The sequence below is a fragment of the [Scytonema hofmanni] UTEX 2349 genome, assembly GCF_000582685.1.
Classification (GTDB): Bacteria; Cyanobacteriota; Cyanobacteriia; order Cyanobacteriales; family Nostocaceae; genus Hassallia; species Hassallia hofmanni.
In genome coordinates this window covers 2,772,883-2,796,105 of record NZ_KK073768.1, presented here as the reverse complement: position 1 = coordinate 2,796,105, position 23,223 = coordinate 2,772,883, and the positions used below count along the sequence as shown (strand labels likewise).

18 protein-coding genes are annotated in these 23,223 nt (G+C 41.0%); 14 read left to right on the top strand and 4 right to left on the bottom strand.

Annotated elements, in window-relative coordinates; translation table 11 throughout:
• Nucleotides 1-181: 181 nt before the first annotated feature.
• Both TOL9009_RS0117490 and TOL9009_RS45770 read left to right on the top strand, forming a co-directional pair.
• A complete protein-coding gene (locus TOL9009_RS0117490) occupies nucleotides 182-526 on the top strand; it encodes a DUF1815 family protein (RefSeq protein WP_029633932.1) in 345 nt (114 codons plus the stop codon).
• A gap of 47 nt (nucleotides 527-573) precedes the next feature.
• Entirely contained in the window at nucleotides 574-765 is a 192-nt protein-coding gene (locus TOL9009_RS45770) for a hypothetical protein (protein ID WP_144238263.1), read from the top strand.
• A gap of 49 nt (nucleotides 766-814) precedes the next feature.
• Here TOL9009_RS45770 and TOL9009_RS0117485 read toward each other — a convergent pair whose 3' ends face one another.
• The gene (locus TOL9009_RS0117485; RefSeq protein ID WP_029633931.1) at nucleotides 815-2,899 is read right to left on the bottom strand and encodes a CHAT domain-containing protein; all 2,085 of its coding nucleotides are present in this window, start codon (nucleotides 2,897-2,899) and stop codon (nucleotides 815-817) included.
• 120 nt (nucleotides 2,900-3,019) lie between these two features.
• Here TOL9009_RS0117485 and TOL9009_RS0117480 point away from each other — a divergent pair, with 120 nt between their 5' ends.
• Nucleotides 3,020-3,520: an acyl-CoA thioesterase gene (locus tag TOL9009_RS0117480; RefSeq protein WP_029633930.1), complete on the top strand. Its 501-nt coding sequence runs from the start codon at nucleotides 3,020-3,022 to the stop codon at nucleotides 3,518-3,520.
• 74 nt (nucleotides 3,521-3,594) lie between these two features.
• On the opposite strand, the gene TOL9009_RS0117475 is transcribed toward TOL9009_RS0117480, so the two are convergent.
• Both TOL9009_RS0117475 and dxr read right to left on the bottom strand, forming a co-directional pair.
• Entirely contained in the window at nucleotides 3,595-3,792 is a 198-nt protein-coding gene (locus TOL9009_RS0117475) for a hypothetical protein (RefSeq protein ID WP_029633929.1), read from the bottom strand.
• 520 nt (nucleotides 3,793-4,312) lie between these two features.
• A complete protein-coding gene (dxr, locus tag TOL9009_RS0117470) occupies nucleotides 4,313-5,509 on the bottom strand; it encodes a 1-deoxy-D-xylulose-5-phosphate reductoisomerase (protein WP_029633928.1) in 1,197 nt (398 codons plus the stop codon).
• 150 nt (nucleotides 5,510-5,659) lie between these two features.
• Here dxr and TOL9009_RS0117465 point away from each other — a divergent pair, with 150 nt between their 5' ends.
• The 7 genes from TOL9009_RS0117465 to TOL9009_RS0117430 all read left to right on the top strand — a co-directional run bounded on the left by TOL9009_RS0117465 (nucleotide 5,660) and on the right by TOL9009_RS0117430 (nucleotide 14,062).
• Nucleotides 5,660-6,409 carry a class I SAM-dependent methyltransferase gene (locus TOL9009_RS0117465; RefSeq protein ID WP_029633927.1) on the top strand — a complete coding sequence of 250 codons (750 nt, stop codon included), beginning with the start codon at nucleotides 5,660-5,662 and terminating at the stop codon, nucleotides 6,407-6,409.
• 122 nt (nucleotides 6,410-6,531) lie between these two features.
• Nucleotides 6,532-7,518, top strand: a complete 987-nt coding sequence (locus TOL9009_RS39555) for a glycosyltransferase family 2 protein (RefSeq protein ID WP_051502936.1) — start codon at nucleotides 6,532-6,534, stop codon at nucleotides 7,516-7,518.
• Between the two features lie 67 nt (nucleotides 7,519-7,585).
• Nucleotides 7,586-7,954: a DMT family transporter gene (locus TOL9009_RS0117455; protein WP_029633926.1), complete on the top strand. Its 369-nt coding sequence runs from the start codon at nucleotides 7,586-7,588 to the stop codon at nucleotides 7,952-7,954.
• 25 nt (nucleotides 7,955-7,979) lie between these two features.
• Nucleotides 7,980-9,308 (top strand): mannosyltransferase family protein, encoded by a 1,329-nt coding sequence (locus TOL9009_RS0117450; protein ID WP_398344793.1) that lies wholly within the window; start codon nucleotides 7,980-7,982, stop codon nucleotides 9,306-9,308.
• 83 nt (nucleotides 9,309-9,391) lie between these two features.
• Complete coding sequence (locus TOL9009_RS0117445) at nucleotides 9,392-10,777, top strand: DUF2079 domain-containing protein (RefSeq protein ID WP_029633924.1); 1,386 nt, start codon at nucleotides 9,392-9,394, stop codon at nucleotides 10,775-10,777.
• 294 nt (nucleotides 10,778-11,071) lie between these two features.
• Nucleotides 11,072-12,247 (top strand): mannosyltransferase family protein, encoded by a 1,176-nt coding sequence (locus TOL9009_RS0117440; RefSeq protein WP_038296407.1) that lies wholly within the window; start codon nucleotides 11,072-11,074, stop codon nucleotides 12,245-12,247.
• Nucleotides 12,248-13,153: 906 nt separating this feature from the next.
• Nucleotides 13,154-14,062, top strand: coding sequence for a polysaccharide deacetylase family protein (locus TOL9009_RS0117430; protein ID WP_029633922.1), 909 nt, complete (start codon nucleotides 13,154-13,156; stop codon nucleotides 14,060-14,062).
• A 225-nt stretch (nucleotides 14,063-14,287) separates the two neighbouring features.
• Here TOL9009_RS0117430 and gltB read toward each other — a convergent pair whose 3' ends face one another.
• Nucleotides 14,288-19,018: a glutamate synthase large subunit gene (gene gltB, locus TOL9009_RS0117425; RefSeq protein ID WP_029633921.1), complete on the bottom strand. Its 4,731-nt coding sequence runs from the start codon at nucleotides 19,016-19,018 to the stop codon at nucleotides 14,288-14,290.
• A gap of 718 nt (nucleotides 19,019-19,736) precedes the next feature.
• Here gltB and TOL9009_RS0117420 point away from each other — a divergent pair.
• From TOL9009_RS0117420 to TOL9009_RS47430, 4 genes are all read left to right on the top strand, one after another.
• Complete coding sequence (locus TOL9009_RS0117420) at nucleotides 19,737-21,791, top strand: phosphodiester glycosidase family protein (RefSeq protein ID WP_029633920.1); 2,055 nt, start codon at nucleotides 19,737-19,739, stop codon at nucleotides 21,789-21,791.
• 405 nt (nucleotides 21,792-22,196) lie between these two features.
• Nucleotides 22,197-22,646, top strand: coding sequence for a phosphomannose isomerase type II C-terminal cupin domain (locus tag TOL9009_RS0117415; protein WP_029633919.1), 450 nt, complete (start codon nucleotides 22,197-22,199; stop codon nucleotides 22,644-22,646).
• Between the two features lie 81 nt (nucleotides 22,647-22,727).
• Nucleotides 22,728-23,054: a HesB/IscA family protein gene (locus TOL9009_RS0117410; RefSeq protein WP_029633918.1), complete on the top strand. Its 327-nt coding sequence runs from the start codon at nucleotides 22,728-22,730 to the stop codon at nucleotides 23,052-23,054.
• A 14-nt stretch (nucleotides 23,055-23,068) separates the two neighbouring features.
• Nucleotides 23,069-23,221, top strand: a complete 153-nt coding sequence (locus TOL9009_RS47430) for a hypothetical protein (protein WP_186227588.1) — start codon at nucleotides 23,069-23,071, stop codon at nucleotides 23,219-23,221.
• The last annotated feature ends 2 nt before the right edge of the window (nucleotides 23,222-23,223 follow it).

Sequence of the window (23,223 nt, the reverse complement as noted above, 5' to 3'; positions counted from 1 at the left end):
GCAAACTGAATATTTTGATACGTAACGCCAACGGGTTATGCACTACCCTAAGCAAGGTAGGCATTCAAAAACTCAACATTTCTTTGGGAATTGTAATGAATAGTCTACAATACCAGTTGATGAGAAAATCTAAAGAAAATATAAAATTGAATCAAATGATAGTGGTGTTTGGAGGAAAAACGTGTTTCTAAGACTAGCGCAACAACATCGGCAATTCGTTCAAGACTTGGTAATGAACCTGCAAGCCTTGGCAATTGTACTTGAGCGACGTGGATATCCTGCGTCTTGCTATACCTGCGGCGACCAGATGAATAGTGGTTCGTTTATGGTTAGCTTGGGCGACAATCATCTGATTCGCTTTTTGGTGTCTGATTACGGGATCACTTGGACTGAGATGCGGGACGATCGCGAATTAATGAAGTTGGAAGGTGCAGAAGCAATCAACCAACTACAGGAACTTGCCAATATTGTCAAGCAACCTGCGCCAACTTCTACAGGTAGCAAAACTCTAGCCAAGAAGTGTTAAAAATGTCTGTGTCTAATGGGGTATTTAGAAAATTGACCTTTGTGTAGATGTCAATTTGGGAATTGCTAAGAAGTAATTGGCAATTGGTGAACAGTCGGATGGGCGGTTCTGCTACGCTCCTATGCGACAATGGGGGAATCCGCTCCTATTGCTCAAGTCGGGAAATCCGCCCACATTGGCTCGGCAACATTCTATTTCAAGGAACTGCGATCGCTTTATATCAAGTCCGCAACTCATGAAATTTTTTTCCCCTTCCCCTATGAGCAAGTAAAATTTTTCGGTTGACTATTATAACCCATTACCAATCAAAATGAAGGGTGCCCAATAGTAAGGATGATTGAAGCTACCGGCAACGGGAGGAGATATATTGTTACTACGGTTTTGCTGTTTTATCGTAGGCGATTTTCCCGTAATTAAAGCAATTTGTGCTTGCCTTAAAGCTTCAGATTTTGGCAACTTACTCGAAGCAAGCAAAGTATAAAAAGCACTCATCAAAGTTTCTGTACCGCCATCATCCACAGCCCATAATGAAGCGATCGCTGCCCTAGCGCCGGTTTTTTGCATTTGATAGCCAAAGCCCAAAATCTCTTCACCGTTGCCTAATTTGCCTCCCAAGCCAGTTTCGCAGGCACTTAATACTACCAATTCCACACGGGATAATGACCAGGTGGCGATATCTCGCAAGTTGATGCGATCGCCATTTCCAAATAAAATAAAAGAGTTTTCTGGTCTACCGGTCACAAACGCGGCATGGGTAGCAAAATGGACAATCGTATAGTCATCCAATTGTGGCACAGTGGCAGCGAGGCTGAAGGCATCATCTAAAATCTTCTTGGTTCCGGGAACGATGTTTGCCAAGGTTTCCACTTCCTCCGCTGCAAAGGGCAAACCGGAAAAAGAAAACTTTCGATTACCAACTCTAATATCATAATTACCTTTGGTAAAGGCAGCAGCTAAAATCCGCAATTTCGATTCGGGTTTGGTATTGAAATTAGTTAAGCTGGCAGCAGTGATGTGATTGATGCTGTAGCGCTGTACTAGCCATTGCGTGCCATCATATAAACCAGCAAGAGGAACGTAGCGCAACTGTTCATCTGGTGCATAAACTATAGTTTGTGTACCAGCTTGCTTCAACTCCTTTTCTATCGGTTTAATTAGCCAGTCATACAACTGACTTCCAGGTTTTTTGGCATTTTGACTCGGAGATTGTAAAGCTTGACGGAAAGCTAATATTGTTTCATTTAGTTTTTGACGTTTGACAGCCACGGTACGATAAATTGGTGGTGAATCAGGAGTTACGAGTACCAATTCCAAGCTATCTTGTAAAACTAGTGGATAGATGAGGACGCTTTTTTTGGGTAATCGTGCCAAATTATCCCGAATTTCGTTAAGACTCTCCAAATCTAAATTTTGGCGTCTGCTTGTGCGGTTAATATGTTCTATCTGGGATCTTACCGCCGGACTATTAATAAAATCGTTAAATCGATCCAACAGTTGTTGTTGATTTGTTACAAGTTGGGCGATACGTTGTTTATGTTGAGACGATCGCCTTTCCGGAGAAATCTGACGTAATTTTGTCAGTTCTTGACCCAGAACAACAGCATTATCGAGAGTTTGATCTAACTTTTGTTTCGTTGGTTCTTCCTGTGGGGATATTTCAATACCTTTGGCAGTGCGTCGATTTCCAGCTATATTCCGGAGATATTGCTGTAGTTCTTCGACTTTGAGTAAATCCATAGTTCGCTGCGCTTGGGAAATGTGTCCCTGCGCTTTTAGTAATCTTTCAGCTAAAGTACGATATGTTTGAGCAACAGTTATGCTGTAAGCATCCGGATCTACTGCTAGCGCTGCTGGTTCCAAACGTGCAAGCTCCCGGTTGATGAGACAATGTTTATAGAAAAAAACTGCTAAATCAGGTCTATTTTGAACATCGAAAAGATAACCGATGTTGCTGTAGGTTTTGCCAAGTTGGACGCGATCCTCTAATTCTCTGTAAATGAATAAAGCTTGCTGATAAGATTTAAGTGCTGGTGAATACTGACCTTGCTTTTGGTACACTCTGCCAATATTGTTTAGTGTCACCGCTTCCCACCAGCGTTGTCCAGTCTCTGTGGTCAGTAATAGTGCTTTTTCCAATGTCTGCAATGCTTGTTCAGAGCGATTTGCACCTAATAGTTTAATTGCCTCTGAGTTGAGTCGCTGAACTTCTAATTGGCTAGTTTTCTGGGGTAATGCTTGAGCCGTTTCTCGGTAATTATACTGATGTATTAAATTTAAATTTACTGGTTTCCTTGCTGATAATGCTGTCCCCAAACCTGGGAAAAGAAGTAAACTAGCAATAGCAAAACTGAAATAATAAAAATGAGAGCGCATAGGAAAACCCTCACCAAATAAGGTGAGTGTTAATTTTCAACTATTAAATTGTACAGAACAACTAATTTTTATACTATTAAAATTGTAAAAAATCTCTAGCTTTTGTTAAAAAAAATTAAAATGTCGGAAGAAAAATCAAATCAACCACAATTATCGCCAACAAGTGCCCTTGACACTCCAACTCTGAGGGCATTTGAGAATTGGTATGAATATATTATCAGAGTGCAACCCCACCACACGGATTATTCAGGTGTTGTGTGGCACGGTTCTTATATTGCTTGGTTGGAAGAAGCGCGGATAGAATGCTTGCGATCTATAGGCATTGAATTTGCTGATTTAGTTGCTTTAGGATGTGATTTACCAGTTGTAGATTTGTCGTTGCGCTATCATCGGGCAATTCGCTTAGGTATGACAGCAGTCGTCAGAACGCGCATGAGTGAGGTGACTGGTGTCCGTATTAATTGGGATTATGCGATTGAATCACCAGATAGGCAAGAGTTATACGTTACTGCCAAGGTGACATTAGTTGCAGTGGACAAAGAAAGAGGTAAAATTATGCGTCAGTTGCCTACAACTGTTCAAGATGCATTAGCGAGGCTTTCGGGATCGATGAATAATTGATTGGTTGTTGCACACACCCTTCTAGGGTGTGGGTGTCTGTGGGTGTCTATGACGGTGGACGGTATTTTTAACCGTTATTTACCACCGTGTATTTGCGATAGACTTTGAGGCAAATGAATTATTTGATTCCAAATATCTTGAGGAGTAATGCCATAACTTATTTGTAATAAAACAACGATCGCTGCAATAGTTATTGCACTGCTGACGGTGGTTTTTACTATCTTCACTAATATTGTAAATACTATCCACGCTACAATTAAAGCAACTAACATATTATTAATTCCTTAAATATCACCCTTAAAAAAAGTCTTGTGTTGAGAAAGATAAACTTTTACATTTAGTAACAATTATTGCAGCGATCGCTCTTTGACCCAAGAAGCCCCGACGACTGAAGTCGCGGCTACATAAACAAAGTCCGCCTGCGCGGACTAATCTGAAAATAGGGTTTCAAATTTAATCTGGCGACAGCAATAATCGAGCTTTTTATCCTTGGGCATTTTTGATATAATTGTCCTGCGCTTAACATACTGGAAAGCGACACAAAAAACGGTATGCAACGTAACTTTTTATAAAGTAATTAATAACATGTCGTAGAGACGTTCCGCCGGAACGTCTTTACATTTTATTCGCTATTAATCTGGTTATCGTAGAGAAATAGTACGCGATCGCTTTTCTAAATTTTCAGTTGCGGTTAAAACGCTGGAAAAAACGGTATGTAACGTAACTTTTTATAAAGTAATTAATAACATGTCGTAGAGACGTTCCGGCGGAACGTCTTTACATTTTATTAGCTTATCGCAGAGAAATGATACGCGATCGCTTTTCTAAATTTTCAGTTGCCATTAAAACTTCTTGTCTAGCCCATTTATCAGCTGCCACAATATCATCTAAAGAAGGATTGGCAGAGTTATCAGCAGAAAAGCGATCGCATACCGATTCAATACAGCGAGGAATATCTAAAAAGTGAATTTTCTCATCTAAAAATAACGCTACAGCTTGTTCATTTGCAGCATTTAATACCGCAGGCATTGAACCGGCAGCTTTACCAGCCGCATAAGCTAATTTCATGCAAGGATATTTTTGGTGATCTGGTTCTCTGAAAGTTAAATTTCCGGCTTTTACCAAATCTAGTTGTTGCCAATCAGTGTGGATGCGATCGGGAAAAGATAAAGCATATAATAAAGGTAAGCGCATATCAGCCCAGCCTAATTGAGCTAAAACTGAAGTATCTTGCAACTCAATCAGGGAATGAATAATACTTTGAGGATGAATGACAATATCAATATGTTCATAATCCATCCCAAAAAGGAAGTGTGCTTCAATCACTTCCAATCCCTTATTCATCAAAGTGGCAGAATCTACAGTAATTTTCCGACCCATCGACCAATTTGGATGCTTGAGAGCGTCGGCAACAGTGACATATGCTAACTTTGCTACATCCCAATCACGGAAAGCACCACCAGAAGCAGTGAGCAAAATCCGCCGCAAACCGCCTTTGGGAACACCTTGCAAGCATTGAAATATAGCAGAATGCTCGGAATCTGCTGGTAATAATTTTACCTGATGTTTCTCAATTAACGGTAGAACTACAGGAGCGCCGGCGATTAAAGTTTCTTTGTTTGCCAAAGCGATATCTTTACCAGCTTCGATCGCAGCGATGGTGGGTAGCAAACCAGCACAACCAACGATACCGGTGACAACAGTTTGGGCTTCACCATAGCGAGCAACTTCGATGACTCCAGCCTCACCAGCGAGTAAAATTGGTTGAGGATCGAGGTCAGCGATCGCTTCTTTGAGTGCGGGTAATTTATCTTCTTCGCAAATCGCTGCTATACTTGGTCGAAACTGCCGAATCTGAGCCGCTAACAGTTCTACATTGCGTCCAGATGCCAATCCGACAATCCGAAACTGTTCTGGGTACTGGGAGACAATATCTAAAGTCTGAGTACCGATAGAGCCAGTTGAACCAAGCAGAGTAATTGCTTTCATAATTGTTTAATATTCAAAGACAACTTTACTATAAATTGCTGGGGACAACTGAAGCGCAGTAACTAGATAATATTTTTCTAATAGCGATCGCTTTGCCCAAAAACTTTGGGTAGGCTAAAAAGTCAAATCGTGAATAATAAGTAACGCCTTATGGACAAAGACTTTTACCTACAGTATGCATCCGTTGAAGATAAACATTGGTGGTTTGTTGGTCGGCGTCTGATTATCGAGCAAGGGATTCGTAAACTAAGTTTACCAAAAAATGCCCAAATTCTCGAAGTCGGTTGTGGTACCGGTGGCAATTTGAGAATGCTAACCCGTCACGGTCAAGTTTCAGCGATGGAGTTAGATGAAACCGCTTGCAAAATTGCCAATGAGCGGCAAGTAATTCCAGTAAAATTGGGTGGCTTACCTGATAAAATTCCTTTTAGCAATGAGTATGACATAATTCTCATACTTGATGTTTTGGAACATCTTGATGATGACTTGGCAGCACTGACCGCATTGCATACAAAATTAAAGCCTGGAGGTTCTTTGTTAATTACGGTTCCAGCTTACCAGTTTTTGTGGAGCCAGCACGATGAAATTAACCATCATAAACGTCGTTATGTATTGAAAAATTTGCAACAAGTTGTGAGAAAGGCTGGGTATACTGTGCATTACAGTAGCTATTTTAACTTTTTTTTGTTTCCTCTCGTTGCTGGCGTGCGTTACTTGCGTTCATGTTTAAAACTTGAAAGTAATTCGATTGATAACAGCGATTTGCATTTGCCTCCAAAACATATCAATAAGTTTTTGAGTCTCTTGTTTGCAAGCGAACGTCACTTAATGAATCGATTGAGTCTTCCTTTTGGCGTATCTATTTTGCTTTTAGCACACAAAAGTAAATCAAAGTCATGAAGGTTCTGATTTGCAGTTAATTGAGTTCAATAAAAGTAAGTAAATTATGAATTTTTTTAAATAAATTTATAATACTTATTTAAAAAGCGGTGTATTTCAGTGTTAAAAACACAAACAGGACAGTGAATAAACCAATCTACTCGATAGTTATACCAATTTATAACGAAGAAGAAAACATCACCGAGATGTATCGACGTCTGAATAATTTAATCGAGCAATTAGACGGTGAGGCTGAGTTAATTTTAATTGACGATGGAAGTCGCGATCGCTCTTTAAATATGATCCGCGAACTTCACCATTGCGATCGTCGTGTGCGTTACCTCAGTTTTGCGCGGAATTTTGGTCATCAAATTGCCGTAACTGCTGGTTTGAACATCGTTCAAGGCAAAATTGCGATCGTTATGGATGCCGATTTGCAAGACCCCCCAGAGCTAATTTTAGCCATGATAGAAAAATGGCAACAAGGCTATCAAGTAGTTTATGCCCAGCGTCTTTCTCGTAAACAAGAAAGTTGGCTAAAACGCTTGACAGCTTACGTCTTCTATCGCATACTCAGGGTTTTAGCTGATGTAGATATACCACCCGATACAGGTGATTTTTGCTTGATGGATCGGCAAGTGGTAGATATTCTCAATGCAATGCCCGAACGCAATCGCTACATTCGCGGTTTAAGAGCGTGGGTAGGTTTTCGCCAAACATCTATACATTTTGAACGAGATCCTCGCTTTGCTGGCAAAGAAAAGTATACCTTCGGTAAGTCTTGGGCATTAGCAGTGAATGGGATAGTTTCTCTGTCAAAAGTTCCCTTGAGACTAGCTACTTATTTAGGAATGCTCTCAGCTGGTATAGCCTTATTAATGATAGTCTTAGTGCTGTACTGGCGCTTATTCGATCCAGCTTCTCCATTAATTGGCTTCACATTAATTACAATTGGTCTATTTTTCTTGGGTTCTGTCCAATTGTTTTGTATTGGCATTTTAGGCGAATACATAGGTCGTATTTATGAAGAAGTCAAAGGTCGTCCTGTTTATACTGTCAAGGAAATGGGCGATGTAAATCATACATCAACAACGCCCTTGTCTAAGCCATCTCATCATTCATCAATTTAATTTGTAGCAACATATATAAAAACATTAAGTTTGTATTTATCATAACAATAATTTCAAGGAAAGTTTTGTGACTTTACAAGAATTTGCTTTACTATTGATGTCTGTTCTTGCCAGTGTAACAGGACAGTTTTTTTTAAAATTAGGCGCACTGAAGTTAGACAGAGTTAATTTAGGTAATGCTGTTAATTTAGTTTTGGGCATTATTACAATACCGGAACTTTTAACCGGACTAGCTTTCTACGGTATAGGTGCTGTTGCTTACATTCTTTTGTTAACTAGAGTCAATTTAAGTGTTGCTGCTCCTTCTGCATCACTGGTTTATGTTTTCTCAGTTTTGCTTGGTTACTTCATCTTTAAAGAATCAATTCCCTCGATCCGCTTAATAGGTCTAAGCTTAATTGTTGGTGGAGTTATATTAGTTGTCTGGCAAAAATAAATCAAATTATAAACGTGAAAAATAAATGACAAATTTCTTTAATGAAAATATCACCAAGCTAACAGCATATACCAGGAAAAACAAATATCAAATAAAAAAGATTTTGTTTGTCATAGCAATGTGGCTATCGAGCCGATTTGTCATAGCCGTTACTATGTTGTTGATTGCTCCTTTACTTCCTGCTCCAGCAAATGGCATTGCAGCGACATTTAGTTGGGATGTTTTCACAGCATGGGATAGTGTTTGGTATCAGCAAATTGCAACTAATGGATATCAACCTTCCGATAATGGAGCATTATATTCAACGGCATTTTTTCCGTTATTTCCCTTAATTATCCGAATATTTATGAATCTTGGCTTGCCTTTTGCAGTCGCAGGCACATTAATAAATAATTTGGCATTTTTAGCTGCTTTAATAATTCTGTATTTTTGGGTAAACGAAAGTTATGGTAAAAGTGCAGCACGGTGGACAACTGCTGTTTTAGCATGGTGTCCTTATTCGCTTTACGGAACTGTAGTTTACACCGAAGGACTGTTTTTATTGTGCAGCATATCTGCTTTGCGAGCTTTCGATAAAAGACAATATATCTCGACAGTTTTTTGGGGTGGATTAGCTACAGCAACACGAGTAACTGGAATAACACTCATACCTGCCTTTTTGTTTGTCTCCTGGAAAGAAGGCAGAGGTTTAAAAGCCTACATTGCTAGTTTAGGTGTAGGTAGCGGTTTTGTTTTTTATAATCTGTATTGTCAAATTAAATTTGGTGACGCTTTAGCATTCCTTCACGCACAAAAAGGATGGCGTTCTTCGGTGGGGTTTGACTGGCAAGGTTGGCGGAAAATGTTGATGCAAATCGTCGTTGGTTCAACTAGTGGAAATGGCTATATTCAAAATCTATTGCATCCTTTGTTATTTACAATTATTGTTTGTAGCAGTTATTTACTATGGCGTTTTCGCAGCAAGTTAGGTGCGACTAAGGTGCGCTATGCATTTTATTTTCTATGGATTTTACTCTGGTTATTAACACGCAACTCTTTACCTAACGATCCATTTAAAAGTGAGCCATTAATTAAAATATTACTTATTTTCGGTGGTGTCTATTTACTTTGGTTTTCTCGAAATAAAATTCCTCTGGTTGCTGTTATATATGGTTTTTTATCCTATGGCTTAATACTTAATACCGGACTTACTGCTTCTGTTGAACGCTACGCTTATGGTATTGTGTCGCTGTCGTTTGCATTTGGACTATTGCTTGCTCGTTATCCGCGTTGGGGATATGCAATTATGGGATTTTTCGCCATTGTTTTAGCTACCTTTAGTATCCGATTTTCTCAAGAACTTTGGTTAGCTTAAATTGTAGTAAGCACTTTAGTGCTTAAAATAAGCACTGAAGTGCTTACTACGAGAAAAAATTATTCAAAGTTGGTAAGGGTGATATGGAAAAAAAACTAATTGTGTTTGGTACTGTCGGTTGGATGATTGGCATCAGCACGGTGATTTTATTTGCGTGCAGCAGCTTACGACATATTTTGTTTCAATCAACCGCTTTTGATTTAGGAATTTTTGATCAAGCAGTTTACTTAATTAGCCAAGGACAACAGCCTGTTTCTAGTTTCATGGGATATCACATTTTGGGCGATCATGCCGCTTTTATTTTCTATCCCTTGGCTTTATTGTACAAAATTTACCCTAGTGTTTATTGGTTATTTGCGGTGCAAGCAGCAGCTTTAGCGTTAGGTGCATTGCCTACGTGGTATTTAGCGCGTCAAGCTAATTTGACACCGCAGCAATCTATAGCAATGGCAGCTGTGTACTTGTTATATCCAGTGGTGTTTAATATCAATCTGTTTGATTTTCATCCAGAAGCGATCGCTCTCCCTATTTTATTAGCAGCGGTATGGTTTGCGCGGCAAGGTAAAACTGGATGGTTTTGTATCAGCATTATCTTGATTTTAAGTTGTAAAGCAGTTTTATCCCTGACGGTAGCTGCAATGGGTGTATGGTTGATTTTGTTTGAAAAACGACGCTTTTACGGCATCATTGCTCTTAGCGTTGGTGTTGCCTGGTTTTTGATTAGTTCTCAAATGATTATTCCCTTTTTTAGTGGTAGGGAAGCAGCAGCAGTTGGACGTTTTAGCTATTTAGGTAATTCCGTTACAGAAATTGCTCAAAATCTAGTATTAAAGCCAGGATTGGTATTAGGAAAAGTTTTTTCATTAGATAATTTCGGATATTTGATTTTGCTACTAGCACCTGTAATTTGGGGGCTTTCTTTTTCCGGGATAGCACCTTTAATTGGTGCAATTCCTTGTGTAGCAATTAATCTAATCGCTGACTACCAACCTCAAAAAGATTTGGTGCATCAATACTCTTTACCAGCACTTCCATTTTTGTTGTTAGCTGTCATTTCTAGCCTTGCAGCAGGTAAGGGATGGTTGCAAAATAAACGAGCAATTATTTTGTGGTCTTTAGTGACTTTCTTGGCTTTAGCAAAATTTACCCATTTTGGCGGAAAATATTTAGAATCTCTGGATACTTGGCAAGCTACACAAGAAGCGATCGCTCAAGTTCAAACTAAAGGCAGTGTTTACACAACAGCGGCAATTTCCCCCCACTTGGCACATCGGCAATTAATTCAATTGACTGATGCAAATGCACCACAAACTGATTTAGCAATCTTTGATTATATATTACTAGATGTCCGTCATCCTGGCTGGGCAAGTAATCCACAATTTGCTGCGAACTTATTAAATCAACTTAAAAGTAAATCAGAATTTAAGTTGAAATATCAGCGCGATGATGTTTATTTGTTTACTAAATAATGTATCCATCGTAGTGAGCGATTTATCGCTCAAATCCAAGATTTTAAGGGCTGAAGTCCTTACTACTTAACAAAGAGTTTATTTACACCAGATTTGAGGTAAATGAAGTACATATATAAAACCCCTCTCCTTGTAGAGACGTAGCACTGCTACGTCTCTACGTGTATTCGATGAAAGCGGAATCTGCTGTATTATCTAGTTAGTAATTTGGTGTAAAATATTTTGATAATCAATAATAAATTATTTTTTCCAGTTATCATGTGGCTATCGAGCCGGATATTTATCTGCATAATTATGTTATTGATTGTGCCTTTACTTCCAGTTCCACCAGGATTAGTTGCTGCTAAATTTGGCTGGGATGTTTTCTTTTCTTGGGATAGTAACTTTTACGAAGCGATCGCCACTTTTGGATACAATTACTCAATTCCCGGAAAGCAACTCCCATCGGTTGCTTTTTTTCCTTTGTTTCCTTTAGTTACTCACGTATTGATGAGTGTTGGCTTACCTTTTAAAGTAGCAGCCACATTGATAAATAATCTCGCCTTTTTAGGAGCGCTGATAGTATTATACGCTTGGATAAATGAGCGTCATGACAAACAAAAAGCGCGTTGGGTAACAGCCGTACTAGCTTGGTGTCCGCTGTCTTTATTCGGCACTGTGATTTACTCTGAAGGACTGTATCTTTTGTTTAGTACAGCTACTTTAAAAGCTTTTGATAAACAACAATATGGTTGGACAGCGCTTTGTGGTGCGATCGCTACCGCAGCACGTCCTACGGGGATCGCGCTGATACCTGCGCTTTTGCTTGTAAGTTTGTGGGAACGCAGAGGTGTAAAAGCTTACATTGCTAGTTTAGCCGCTGGTGGTGGTTTGTTTCTATGGAGCTTGTATTGCCAAATTACAATGGGGGACGCTTTAGCATTTCTCCACGCTCAAAAAGCATGGCGTCCGTCATTGGGTTTTGATTGGCTGCGTTGGTTAAAGATGATAATGCAAATTGTCGTCGGTACAACTAATTGGAAGTATGGTTACATTAAAGACCCTTGGCATCCACTGCTATTTGCAATTATTATCAGTAGTGCTTCTTTATTGTGGTATTTACGCAAAAAATTGAATGCTACTAAGGTAAATTATGGCTTTGCCTGCTTAGGGTTAGTCTTGTGGCTGTTAGCCGGCGATCCTTTGACTAACGTTGTGATGATATTTGGTGGTATATATTTGTTATGGCGTTTACGTCGGGAACTTAGTTTAATTACTGTTGTCTATGGTTTTTGTGGCATCGGTATGTTACTCGCATCGGGAGGTACAATTTCTTTAAATCGTTTGTCTTATGGTATTGTATCCCTGGCGATCGCTTTTGGGGTGCTGCTTGCTCGTCATCCTTTTTGGGGACGCGCAGTTATGGGCTTCTTTGCCATTCTACTTGCTAGCTTCGCTGTCCGATTTGCTCAAGATCAGTGGGTAGCGTAGAAAGTGTTTTTGGTCTGCTTTGTATGCTCATCTGAAGTGCTATAGTCCCTAAAACACAAATTGAGAATTATGTGATGTTACTAATAATTAATCTCGATTTATTGGTATATAAAGCTACTCTGATTTTTGACTATTTTCGGTGTTGCTCGTATTCAATATTACTTTTTGATTGCAAATTAAATGCTTCAATGAGACTATAATACACAGCATTTTAACTTACTTCAATAAAAAATTTTTTATTGTTTCAGTATTTATACCATATTCAAGGACATATAATTATAGTATCACTAGTGTAGCGTAGCGGAAATAAAACTACCATTCAAAAAACCCAACAACCTTGTATTTGCGGTAATAGTGCATCTTGCTTTATATAAATTATATTAAGTTAATTTATATTCAAGTAATTAACAAACGGCAAAAGTTACATTAAGTAAATTGAAAATATAAGTATATTTTAAAAAGGAAGGAATAACATTTAGCAGTACAATATTTTTTGTCAACTATGAATGATAAATGATAAAGGATGAAAATAATAAATCGGCACTATTGTCCAATAAAGTTTGTTTGCGTTGGTCTCCAACAAAAGAAGGATAAATTATTTCTGAAGTACTAACTTCATTTTTTATCTGCCACTTAAAATTCATATTCAAGAATAACAAATATGTTTAGGCAACTGATTTGTTATTCATATAGCTATTATTAGCTACTACTGGCTCAAGCCAGATAATCTAAGCTGAAATTAAACTTGTGCAATGAATTTGCTCAATTTTCTTATATTTCTGTTAATCAGTTGTTAATTCTTCTGTCCTTACCAGAAACTAACTTGGTATCTAATAATTACAAAAAATGTGCTATAACGTACCGTCAGAACCCAGACTGATGGTTCACCCTTGAAGGAGCTATGACGTGGAAAGCAATAAGTCGTTTTTTTGGTCGCAAGGAATCATAATTGCTCTGCTTGCCTTAGGTAGCAGTTTAAGCCTTGGTTTAATGATGCCTATTAATCCAAAAGCCTCGAAAGCAAACAGTGAAACAAGTATAAAATCCGACAGTAAGATTACTCCTATAGAAACAACTCAGCGCATTGAGCAATTAAAATCGGCAATGCTTAGAACTTGGCAGCAAGAAGCCAAAGCAAAGGGTCTTGCTTACAGTGTGCCACAACGTTTTCAAGGGGCAACCATCGCAGAAGCAAAACTCAGTCAAGGTCAGAAAGTAATCGCTCTTACCTTTGATGATGGTCCTTGGATTGGAAGTACAGCTAAAGTACTGGATATCCTCAAAAAAAATAACATCAAAGGCACATTTTTTATTGTTGGGCAGATGCTTAAGGAGCATCCAGATTTGGGTGTGCGAATTGTGACTGAAGGTCATGCCATTGCTAACCATACTTGGACTCACAGATATCATTTCATGAATCCACAAGTAGCGGCTTATGAAGTTGACAGCACGTCTAAACTGATTTATCAAACTACTGGTGTGAAAACAACTTTATTCCGACCACCTGGGGGAATCATGAACAACGGGGTAGCTGCTTACGCCAGAAACCAAAAATATACAATCGTCATGTGGTCTGCTGACTCTGTAGACTACAGCCGTCCTCCCGTTTCCAGATTGATTCATAATGTCACCAAGGCATCAAAACCAGGTGGTATTGTATTGATGCATGATGGAGGTGGTAATCGTTCTCATTCTGTGCAAGCTCTACCACAAATTATTGACTACTTTAAAAAGCAGAAATATAGCTTTGTCACTATACCGGAACTCTTAGAAATGCAAAATAAAGACCAGAAGCTAATGACAGCTAAAAAGTAATATTTATTAGTTATTAGTCATTATAGTAATCCTAAATAAGACAGGACTTACGCACGGACTACGTATTTCCGTCCCTATCGACGCTTCGGTTGCACCTATCTAAGTCTTGTTTTCTGGTAACGAGTGCGTAAGTCCTATAAAAGTGTGGAAAGTTAGATCCCCGACTTCTTTAAGAAGTCGGGAATCTAAGTTTTAAGCTCTACTCAGAGGTGTCTCTACAAACAACTAAACTGAACTGAGTTGTTTTTCGGCAACAAACTGAGGATTTGCCTCTGGACTATCAGCTTCAGAAGGGGGAACCAACTGCCAAAACTTGGGTAAGAATTCTTGCCAGTTTTGCAAAATCATCTTCGCTTTTGGTGAATTAGTGCGATCGCCATGTGCTTTAATTAATTCTTGCAGTTGCTTTTCACCAGCTTCGGTAATTACCCGCTGAAGTTTGACGATTTCCCGATTAACTAATTCTGGGAATCCACCCTCTTCATCTAAGAAATACCCAAGTCCACCAGTCATCCCCGCAGCAACGTTGCGTCCAACTTTACCCAAGACGACAATTACACCACCAGTCATGTATTCGCAACAGTGATCCCCTGCACCTTCAATCACTGCTGTACCTTTAGAATTACGTACCGCAAAGCGTTCTCCACCCTTACCGTTGGCAAACAACATTCCACCAGTAGCACCATAAAGGCAGGTATTGCCAATTATCACATTTTGTGCTGGGTCATAAGTAGCAGCAGCCGGGGGTTTAATAATGATTTCACCACCGTGCATTCCTTTACCTACGTAATCGTTTGCCTCTCCTTCTAAGGTTAAATTCATCCCTGGGAGATTGAATGCACCAAAACTTTGTCCGACACTACCTTTGAAGTTCAGGTTTATTTGCCCTGCAAAGTTATTGTCGCCGTATTGAGATGCGATCGCTCCGGCTAATCTGGCACCGACTGTTCTATCTGTATTGACTATTTTCCAAGTCTTTGTCACAGTAGATTGCGTGTTAATTGCAGCTTGAATATCTGCATCCGCTAACAATTCGTCATCCAAAACCATACCGTTGCTGTGAACTAGTTCATGCTGCAACCAGCTACGGTTTTCTTTAGTGTCGGGCAACTTCAGCAAGCAATCGAGATTTAGCGATCGCGTTTTCGTCAGCTTAACGTTTTCCCGCTCCGTCAATAAATCGGCACGTCCAACGATTTCTGAAAGCGTTCGATAGCCAAGTCGCGCTAACAAACTCCGCACTTCTTCCGCTACAAAGTAGAAGAAGTTAACAACGTGTTCTGGCATACCAGTAAACCGCTTCCGCAGTTCTTCTTTTTGCGAAGCGACACCCACAGGACACTTATTGGTGTGACAAATTCGCGCCATTATACAGCCTTCAGCAATCATAGCGATGGAGCCGAAACCGAATTCTTCGCCACCCATCAACGCACCGATTACCACGTCCCAGCCGCTCTTGAAGCCACCATCAACACGTAAAATGACGCGATCGCGCAAACTATTTTCCATCAACACCCGATGCACTTCACTTAAACCGAGTTCCCACGGAGAACCAGCGTGTTTAATCGAACTTAAGGGTGATGCGCCCGTGCCGCCATCATGACCGGAAATCTGGATGATATCGGCGTTTGCCTTTGCCACACCAGCCGCAATTGTACCGATACCAATTTCCGCAACCAGCTTTACTGATACCTGTGCTTTCGGATTAATTTGGTGCAAATCAAAAATCAACTGCGCCAAATCCTCAATCGAATAAATATCGTGATGCGGAGGTGGGGAAATTAGCGTTACTCCCGGCTTAGAACGGCGTAACATGGCAATGTAAGGACTAACCTTTGTCCCTGGAAGTTGTCCACCTTCCCCAGGTTTTGCACCTTGAGCGATTTTGATTTCAATTTGTTTAGCGCTCATCAAATACCCAGGTGTCACCCCAAAGCGTCCGGATGCGACTTGCTTAATGGAACTGCAAGCAGTATCACCATTCCGCAAACCTTTTAAGTGCGGTAGGGTTGGCGAGTTACCATCTTCCACATCATCGAGAACTTTAAAGCGTACTGGATCTTCGCCACCTTCCCCAGAATTAGATTTTCCGCCAATTCGGTTCATAGCGATCGCTAAAGTTTCATGAGCTTCTCGCGACAAAGCACCCAAAGACATACCGCCGGTGCAGAAGCGCTTGACAATCTCAGTTACCGATTCTACTTCTTCAATGGGGATTGATTGGCGATCGCTTTCCAAATCTAGCAAGTCACGCAACGCTGTAATCGGTCTTTCTTGCAAATATTTCTTATATACCTCGTAATGGTCATAAGCAGTTTTGCCCGATGCACCGTTTTCTTTCACTTTTGCCAAGCCTACGGCATTATGCAGCGCTTTTGCCAATTCCGGACTGTTCATGTGATACTCGCCACCAGGACGGTAATTCACAAAACCCAAATTTTCTAGCTTCTTGGTTGTCAGTTCCGGGAAAGCCTTACAGTGGAACGAAAGCACCTCAGTTGCGAGTTCGCTGATACTCAAACCACCCACGCGGGAAGTCGTACCATAAAATCCCAACTCTAACAAATCTCGACCGATGCCGATCGCCTCAAAAATTTGCGCTGCTTGATAACTCGCTAGCAGAGAAATTCCCATCTTCGAGAGGATTTTCAACAAACCTGCTTCTACCGCTTTGCGATAGTTACCAAAGGCTTCCTCTAAAGTGAGGGTTGTAATTGTACCACGTTCCATAGACTTTTGCGTCTTCGGTTCTAACCACCAATCGCGCACAGTTTCCAAAGCCAGATAAGGACAAACCGCACCAGCACCGTAGCCAATTAGACAAGCAAAGTGATGTGTACTCCAGCACTGAGCTGTATTCACAACCAAGGATGCTTTCATTCGCAACCCTTCGCGAATTAAGTGATGGTGTACCGCACCCACCGCCAACAGAGGGGGAATATAGGTGTATTCTGTACCGATGCCGTGACTTACCTTGTCACTTAAAATTAAAATCTTCGCACCAGCTCGCACAGATTCTACAGCTTGTGCTTGTAAAGACTTCACTGCTTCAGATAGCCCATTAGGACCTGAGGCAATTTCAAACAGCGTTGACAACTCAGCCGTAGCAAATCCTGACAGCTTGATAGCTTCTAACTCTGCTGGATTCAAAAGAGGCGATTCTAGCTTCAGCCTTTTAGCATATTCTGGCTTGGGATCTAACAAGTTACCCCGTTCACCCAATTCCACTTTCAAAGACATCACCAAGCTTTCGCGCAACGGGTCAATTGCCGGGTTTGTCACTTGAGCAAAGCGCTGTTTGAAATAGTCATACAGCAAATGGGGTTTTTCAGACAGCACCGCTAGAGGTATATCATCCCCCATACAGAAAGTCGCTTCTTTCCCATCCATTGCCATTGGCTGAATTACCATTTCCACATCTTCTGTGGTGTAGCCAAAAGCGATTTGATGTTGCAATCGGGACGGCGTAACTCCGCCCTGACTATCTATATTATTGGTTGTAGAATGTCCGTTACCGTTGACATTTGCATGATGTCCGTTGCCATTAACAGACGATTCACTGACCAATGACTTAATATCTTGACGATACTTTTGCAACCATTCTCCATATGGCTGCTGTTTGGCAATGCGCTGTTTAATTTCCCAATTTTTCAACACTTCATGGCTTTCTAAATCCACGGCAATCATTTGCCCAGGTCCGAGTCTGCCTTTCTCCACAATATCAGCTTCTGGTAAGTCCACTACCCCAGCTTCGGAAGCGACAACGATATAATCATCTTTGGTGATGCAGTAACGAGCTGGTCTTAAGCCATTGCGATCGAGTGTTGCACCGACTTTCCGACCATCGCCGAATACTAAAAGTGCTGGACCATCCCAGGCTTCTTGCAGACCGCTGTAGTATTCGTAAAAATCGACAATTTCCGGGAAATTACTTAAATCAGGTTGATTCTGGTAAGCCTCTGGAACCATAATCATCAAGGCTTCCAGTGGGGTGCGTCCAGACTGCACCAATAACTCAACTACGTTATCTAAAGTTGCTGAGTCACTGTTATCGATGTGAACAAAAGGCTTGAGTTCTTCTAGGCGATTCTCCCATACTGGATGATTCAAGCTTGCATCTCGTGCCATCATCCAATTCATGTTACCAAATAGCGTGTTAATTTCACCGTTGTGACCCAAAAGCCGCATTGGTTGCGCTAAGGGCCATTTTGGCATAGTGTTCGTACTAAAGCGGCGGTGATATACTGCCCATGCACTCTTAAAAGCCGGATTTTTTAAATCCAGATAAAAGTCTCCCAATACAGCAGAACGCACCATGCCTTTATAGACAATTGTCCGACTCGACAACGAGCAGATGTATAAATCTTCCCAAATGTGTTTTACAGCTTTGAAAATCAGACGACGAGTAATGTATAATTGCCGTTCCAATTCATCGCCGCTTTTATCAGAAGCTAGCAAAACTTGTTCAATTTGGGGTTGATTTTCTCTTGCTTGTATCCCCAATATATTAGATTGCACCGGCACTACTCGCCAGCCCAGTACAGTCAAATTTTCTGACTTAGCTACTTCCTCAATTATTGCCTTACATGAAAGCGCTGTTTCTGGATCTTGTGGGAGAAATATCATCCCGACAGCAATATTTTTGGTAGAAGTCAGTTCCACACCTTTTGTGGCAAAGTCAGCTTGGAACAACTCCCAAGGAATCGCTGTCAATATTCCCGCACCATCACCGGAATCTTGGTCTGCACTACAACCACCCCGGTGTTCTAAGCAAGTTAAAGCAGCTAAGGCTTTAGTAACAAGTTCATAGCTAGCGTGATTTAGACGATGGGCAATAAAGCCCACACCACAAGCATCTCGCTCTTCTACTAACCATCGAGGACCCTGGTAGGTACACCTTGAAGACGTATCCGAAAATGTCATTTGTTGGTCTTGATTCATGGGTTGATTATTCATATTTTATTGCTGATAACTTGAATTACGGATTTTGCCACTACTTGTGAGAAAAAATTTCTAACTTTTAAAAATGGAAAAATAGAGATTACCTAAAATTAGGAAAAAAAAATCTAACTTCAGGTTTCTTTTTTCGTTCACCCGTGTTAAACTAATCGCGTTATTTTTTTTGTTTATTTTATGGAGAATCAACAGTCTTTTATTTATATCGTGAAGCTATGTATTTTCTCAATTAGCTGTTTTTAAATCAAAGCTACTTTTTCGACTGACCTGGAACAAAACTGGTTTTTAAAGCTTCACTGTTTTTAAAGCTGAAATTCTTTCTATTTAACAACATTTAGCACCGTATTACACTATATGCCCATTTGACAATTCCTAAATCTGTGTTGTTATTGAGATTTTTGCGTTTCTACCCATTGCCACTTGTGTTACTACCACCACTACCTCCCTTAAGTTGCAACCATCAGTAAGGATGCAACACTTAATTCAACTTTAATCACCAAGACTACACTTGTCGTGTGGTTAGCTTAAAGTGTTAGTCACCACACTAAAATACAGTGGTTTTGGTAGGTAAACTACTCGTTGAACTTTATAAAATACAACACTCCAAGATATAGAGTATCACGTTGTAGTTCAAACTGTATGTCAGGATTTTTTGATATTAAGAAACATTAGTTAACTTCTGTTGTCCGTAATAGTTTTTCAAATTACCTAGTAAGTTATGGTGAAAATGCTCAATTTTTGCCGAGAAGAAGACCGTAAAGCTATTGCTAATAAGGGCAATAGAAAATTTTTTGCAACTTTCGTCTCGCCAATAATTTCAACAGTACTGTGCTTATCTGCTACCTTTCCCACTCTTGCCCAGCAGTCTCCAATAGAAACAAAATTAGCACCAGTTTTGACTCAACAGTCACCTCGACCTCCTTTACCAGGAGTAATCTCTTATGGTAATCAAATTTTACTCAATGGTCGTACCTTATCAGGTACTTGGTTACAAAAACGTTCTAAATCAGGCTCATTTAGCACTTCAATAAGTGATGGGGCACTTAGGCAATTAGTTGGGGTAGATTTTTTAAATAGCAACAATCCCAGCAGACAGCCAGTGCAGTGGTTTTCCCTCCTGACAAAGCCAGTGGTTTTAACCAGCGTGTTAGCAGGAGGATATCGGTATTTAGATATCACTACTTTTGCAAAAACTTCTCAATGGCAGATGCAAGTTAATGGCAATACATTGGTGATTTCCACCCCAGGCGCGAAAGTAACAGATATTAGTCAAAGTCGGCAATCTTCAACTGTTGGCGTTGCCCCTCTTCAACAGCCTCGCATCGTTGTAAATTTAGATCGCCCTACTGCTTGGCAAATTAGACAAGAGTTACCAATTAAAAAAGCGCTGCCACCTGACCCTGATACAGTCACACCCAAAACCTCTGCACTGCCAAATAGAGAGTGGATAATAACCTTAGATGGCATCGCCGATCCGATTTTGTTGCAACGCTATACTCCTGGTGCACCAGCACCAGCAGAAATACAGCTGCCAAATTTTCTTAAACAATTACCACCAGTCATAATACCAGCCCCTACTCCGGAAACGCCCCCAGAACCACTTATTCAACAAGTGGAAGTGGTCAACAACCAAACGATCATTCATTTGAGCGTCCCCTTTGGTCTAGCGCCCCGGATAACTACTATACCAAGCCCCGATCGCCTGATAATTGATATTCGCCCCGATGCATTGGTAGAAAAAGATATTACTTGGGCACAGGGGTTACGCTGGCGTCAGCAGATTGTCAATTTAGGCACAGAACGGTTTCCCGTTGTTTGGTTACAAGTTAATCCCCGCACCGTGGGAATAAAGCTGAAACCGATGGTGACGAACGCCAATACTCTTACAGGGAGCGCCCCTTTAATTCAAACAGCGCAACAATACTTAGCCGTCGCCGCAATTAATGGTGGTTATTTTAACCGCAATAATCGCTTACCCTTAGGTGCGATTCGTCGGGATAATCAATGGTTATCTAGTCCAATTCTCAACCGAGGAGCGATCGCCTGGAATGACTCCGGACAATTTTACTTTGGTCGTCTCACCTTGGCAGAAACCTTAACCACCTCCAATAACCAGCAGCTACCGATTCAATTTGTCAACAGTGGCTACGTTCAAAGTGGTATCGCCCGCTACACCCCCGCTTGGGGAAGCTACACCTACCTTACCGACAACGAAATCATTCTCGTCGTCCAAAATAACCAAGTTACCAATCAATTCTTAGGCGGCAAAGCTGGTGACACTAGCATAAGCGTCAATATTCCCCAAAATGGCTATCTGCTAGTCTTGCGCGGTAACGCCGTCAGTAATGCGAATTTATTGCCCATTGGCACCACCTTACGCATTTCCAGCGCTACCACTCCCGTTGATTTTAGCCGATACCCCAACATTGTCGGCGCAGGACCATTACTAGTACAAAATAATCAAATTGTCCTCGATGCTAAAGCCGAGAAATTCAGCGATGCCTTTATTGCCGAAAAAGCTATTCGCAGCGCCATCTGCACAACCGCAACAGGCACAGTAATGATTGCTGCCGTCCATAACCGCCCAGGTGGTGCCGGTCCCACCTTGACAGAACACGCCCAATTGATGCAGCGTATGGGATGTGTGAATGCCCTCAATTTAGACGGCGGTAGTTCCACCAGCCTGTACTTAGGAGGACAACTACTCGACCGTTCCCCCAACACAGCCGCCCGCGTCCACAACGGAATCGGTATTTTTCTCCAACCCCGATGAGGGAGGTGGGGAGACAAGGAGAGTGGGAGACAAGGAGAGGGGGAGACAAGGAGAGGGGGAGACAAGGAAGAAAATTCATCCCCCTTGTCCCCCTTGTCCCCTTGTCTCCTTGTCCCCTTATCTCCTTGTCCCCTTGTCTCCTTGTCCCCTTATCTCCTTGTCCCCTTGTCCCCTTGTCCCCTTGTCCTTTCTTAAAGGTTAGTCAAAGCTTTCCTCTTTCTTAATGAAGACTTCATGTAGATACAGGAATTTCAGTAGTCACCGATTACACACTAAAGAGTGGTTTTGCTATCTTTGGCAAAGGTGAACTGAATTGCTTATTTTCACGGTTGCTACATTGCGCCATGTTTTTTCATCAATAGTAAAGAGTACACGCAATTTGTCCTGTCTCCTAATGAGGTAACTATGGCTCAATTATCTGAAACAACACAAATCAACACACTGCCCACACCTCCAACTGGAACTTCTAGAGGCGTTGCTGCAACCGAGTTGCGCCCTTGGGGTTCTTTCACGGTTTTGGAAGAAGGGCGCGGATACAAAATCAAGCGCATCGAAGTTAAGCCGGGACACCGCCTTAGCTTGCAAATGCACCATCACCGGAGCGAACACTGGATTGTCGTTTGTGGTACAGCTAAGGTAGTTTGTGGCGAGCTAGAAGTGGTACTAACCAATAATCAGTCCACCTATGTACCTCAATGTACAACTCATCGTCTAGAAAATCCTGGCGTCATTCCTTTGGTATTGATTGAAGTCCAAAATGGCGAATATTTAGGCGAAGATGATATTGTGCGCTACCAAGACGACTACGCCCGTAGTAATGATGAAAACTCAAAGACCGCTATCAAAAGCAGATAATTCCTCTTTGAGGATAAATTAGATTATAGTTTACAACCCCATCTGTAATATGAAGATGGGGTTTTCAATTTAATAAATTTTATGATTGAACTGAGTCAAGCAGCCGCCAGCGAAATTAGGCGATTAAGATCAAAGCAGCTGCGCTCAAATATTTTCGTTCGCTTGGCTGTGAAAGCCGGTGGTTGTTCGGGGTGGTTTTATGATATGTCTTTTGATGAAGCGGTAAAAGATGACGATCGCCTAATTGATTCTCACGGCATCCAAATACTGATAGACCCTGCCAGCTTAGATTACATCAACGATTTAATACTCGATTATTCAGAGGATCTCATGGGCGGTGGTTTTCGCTTTCATAATCAAAGAGCGATCGCTACCTGTGGTTGTGGCAATTCTTTTTCTACCGATTAGTTGGGCAATGGGCAATGGGCAATGGGCAATGGGCAATAGGCATTGGGCAATGGGCAATGGGCATTGGGCAATGGGCAATGGGCATTGGGCAATGGGCAATGGGCAATGGGCAATGGGCAATGGGCAATGGGCAATGGGCAATGGGAATTAAAGATCTCGATTTTTGATA

Coding starts and splice junctions, on each gene's coding strand:
- TOL9009_RS45770 (WP_144238263.1), top strand. CDS start 574: ATGTCAATTTGGGAATTGCTAAGAAGTAATTGGCAATTGGTGAACAGT.
- TOL9009_RS0117465 (WP_029633927.1), top strand. CDS start 5,660: ATGGACAAAGACTTTTACCTACAGTATGCATCCGTTGAAGATAAACAT.
- TOL9009_RS0117450 (WP_398344793.1), top strand. CDS start 7,980: ATGACAAATTTCTTTAATGAAAATATCACCAAGCTAACAGCATATACC.
- dxr (WP_029633928.1), bottom strand. CDS start 5,509: ATGAAAGCAATTACTCTGCTTGGTTCAACTGGCTCTATCGGTACTCAG.
- TOL9009_RS47430 (WP_186227588.1), top strand. CDS start 23,069: ATGGGCAATGGGCAATGGGCAATAGGCATTGGGCAATGGGCAATGGGC.
- TOL9009_RS0117475 (WP_029633929.1), bottom strand. CDS start 3,792: ATGTTAGTTGCTTTAATTGTAGCGTGGATAGTATTTACAATATTAGTG.
- TOL9009_RS0117445 (WP_029633924.1), top strand. CDS start 9,392: ATGGAAAAAAAACTAATTGTGTTTGGTACTGTCGGTTGGATGATTGGC.
- TOL9009_RS0117410 (WP_029633918.1), top strand. CDS start 22,728: ATGATTGAACTGAGTCAAGCAGCCGCCAGCGAAATTAGGCGATTAAGA.
- TOL9009_RS0117480 (WP_029633930.1), top strand. CDS start 3,020: ATGTCGGAAGAAAAATCAAATCAACCACAATTATCGCCAACAAGTGCC.
- TOL9009_RS0117485 (WP_029633931.1), bottom strand. CDS start 2,899: ATGCGCTCTCATTTTTATTATTTCAGTTTTGCTATTGCTAGTTTACTT.
- TOL9009_RS0117440 (WP_038296407.1), top strand. CDS start 11,072: ATGTTATTGATTGTGCCTTTACTTCCAGTTCCACCAGGATTAGTTGCT.
- gltB (WP_029633921.1), bottom strand. CDS start 19,018: ATGAATAATCAACCCATGAATCAAGACCAACAAATGACATTTTCGGAT.
- TOL9009_RS0117420 (WP_029633920.1), top strand. CDS start 19,737: ATGGTGAAAATGCTCAATTTTTGCCGAGAAGAAGACCGTAAAGCTATT.
- TOL9009_RS0117415 (WP_029633919.1), top strand. CDS start 22,197: ATGGCTCAATTATCTGAAACAACACAAATCAACACACTGCCCACACCT.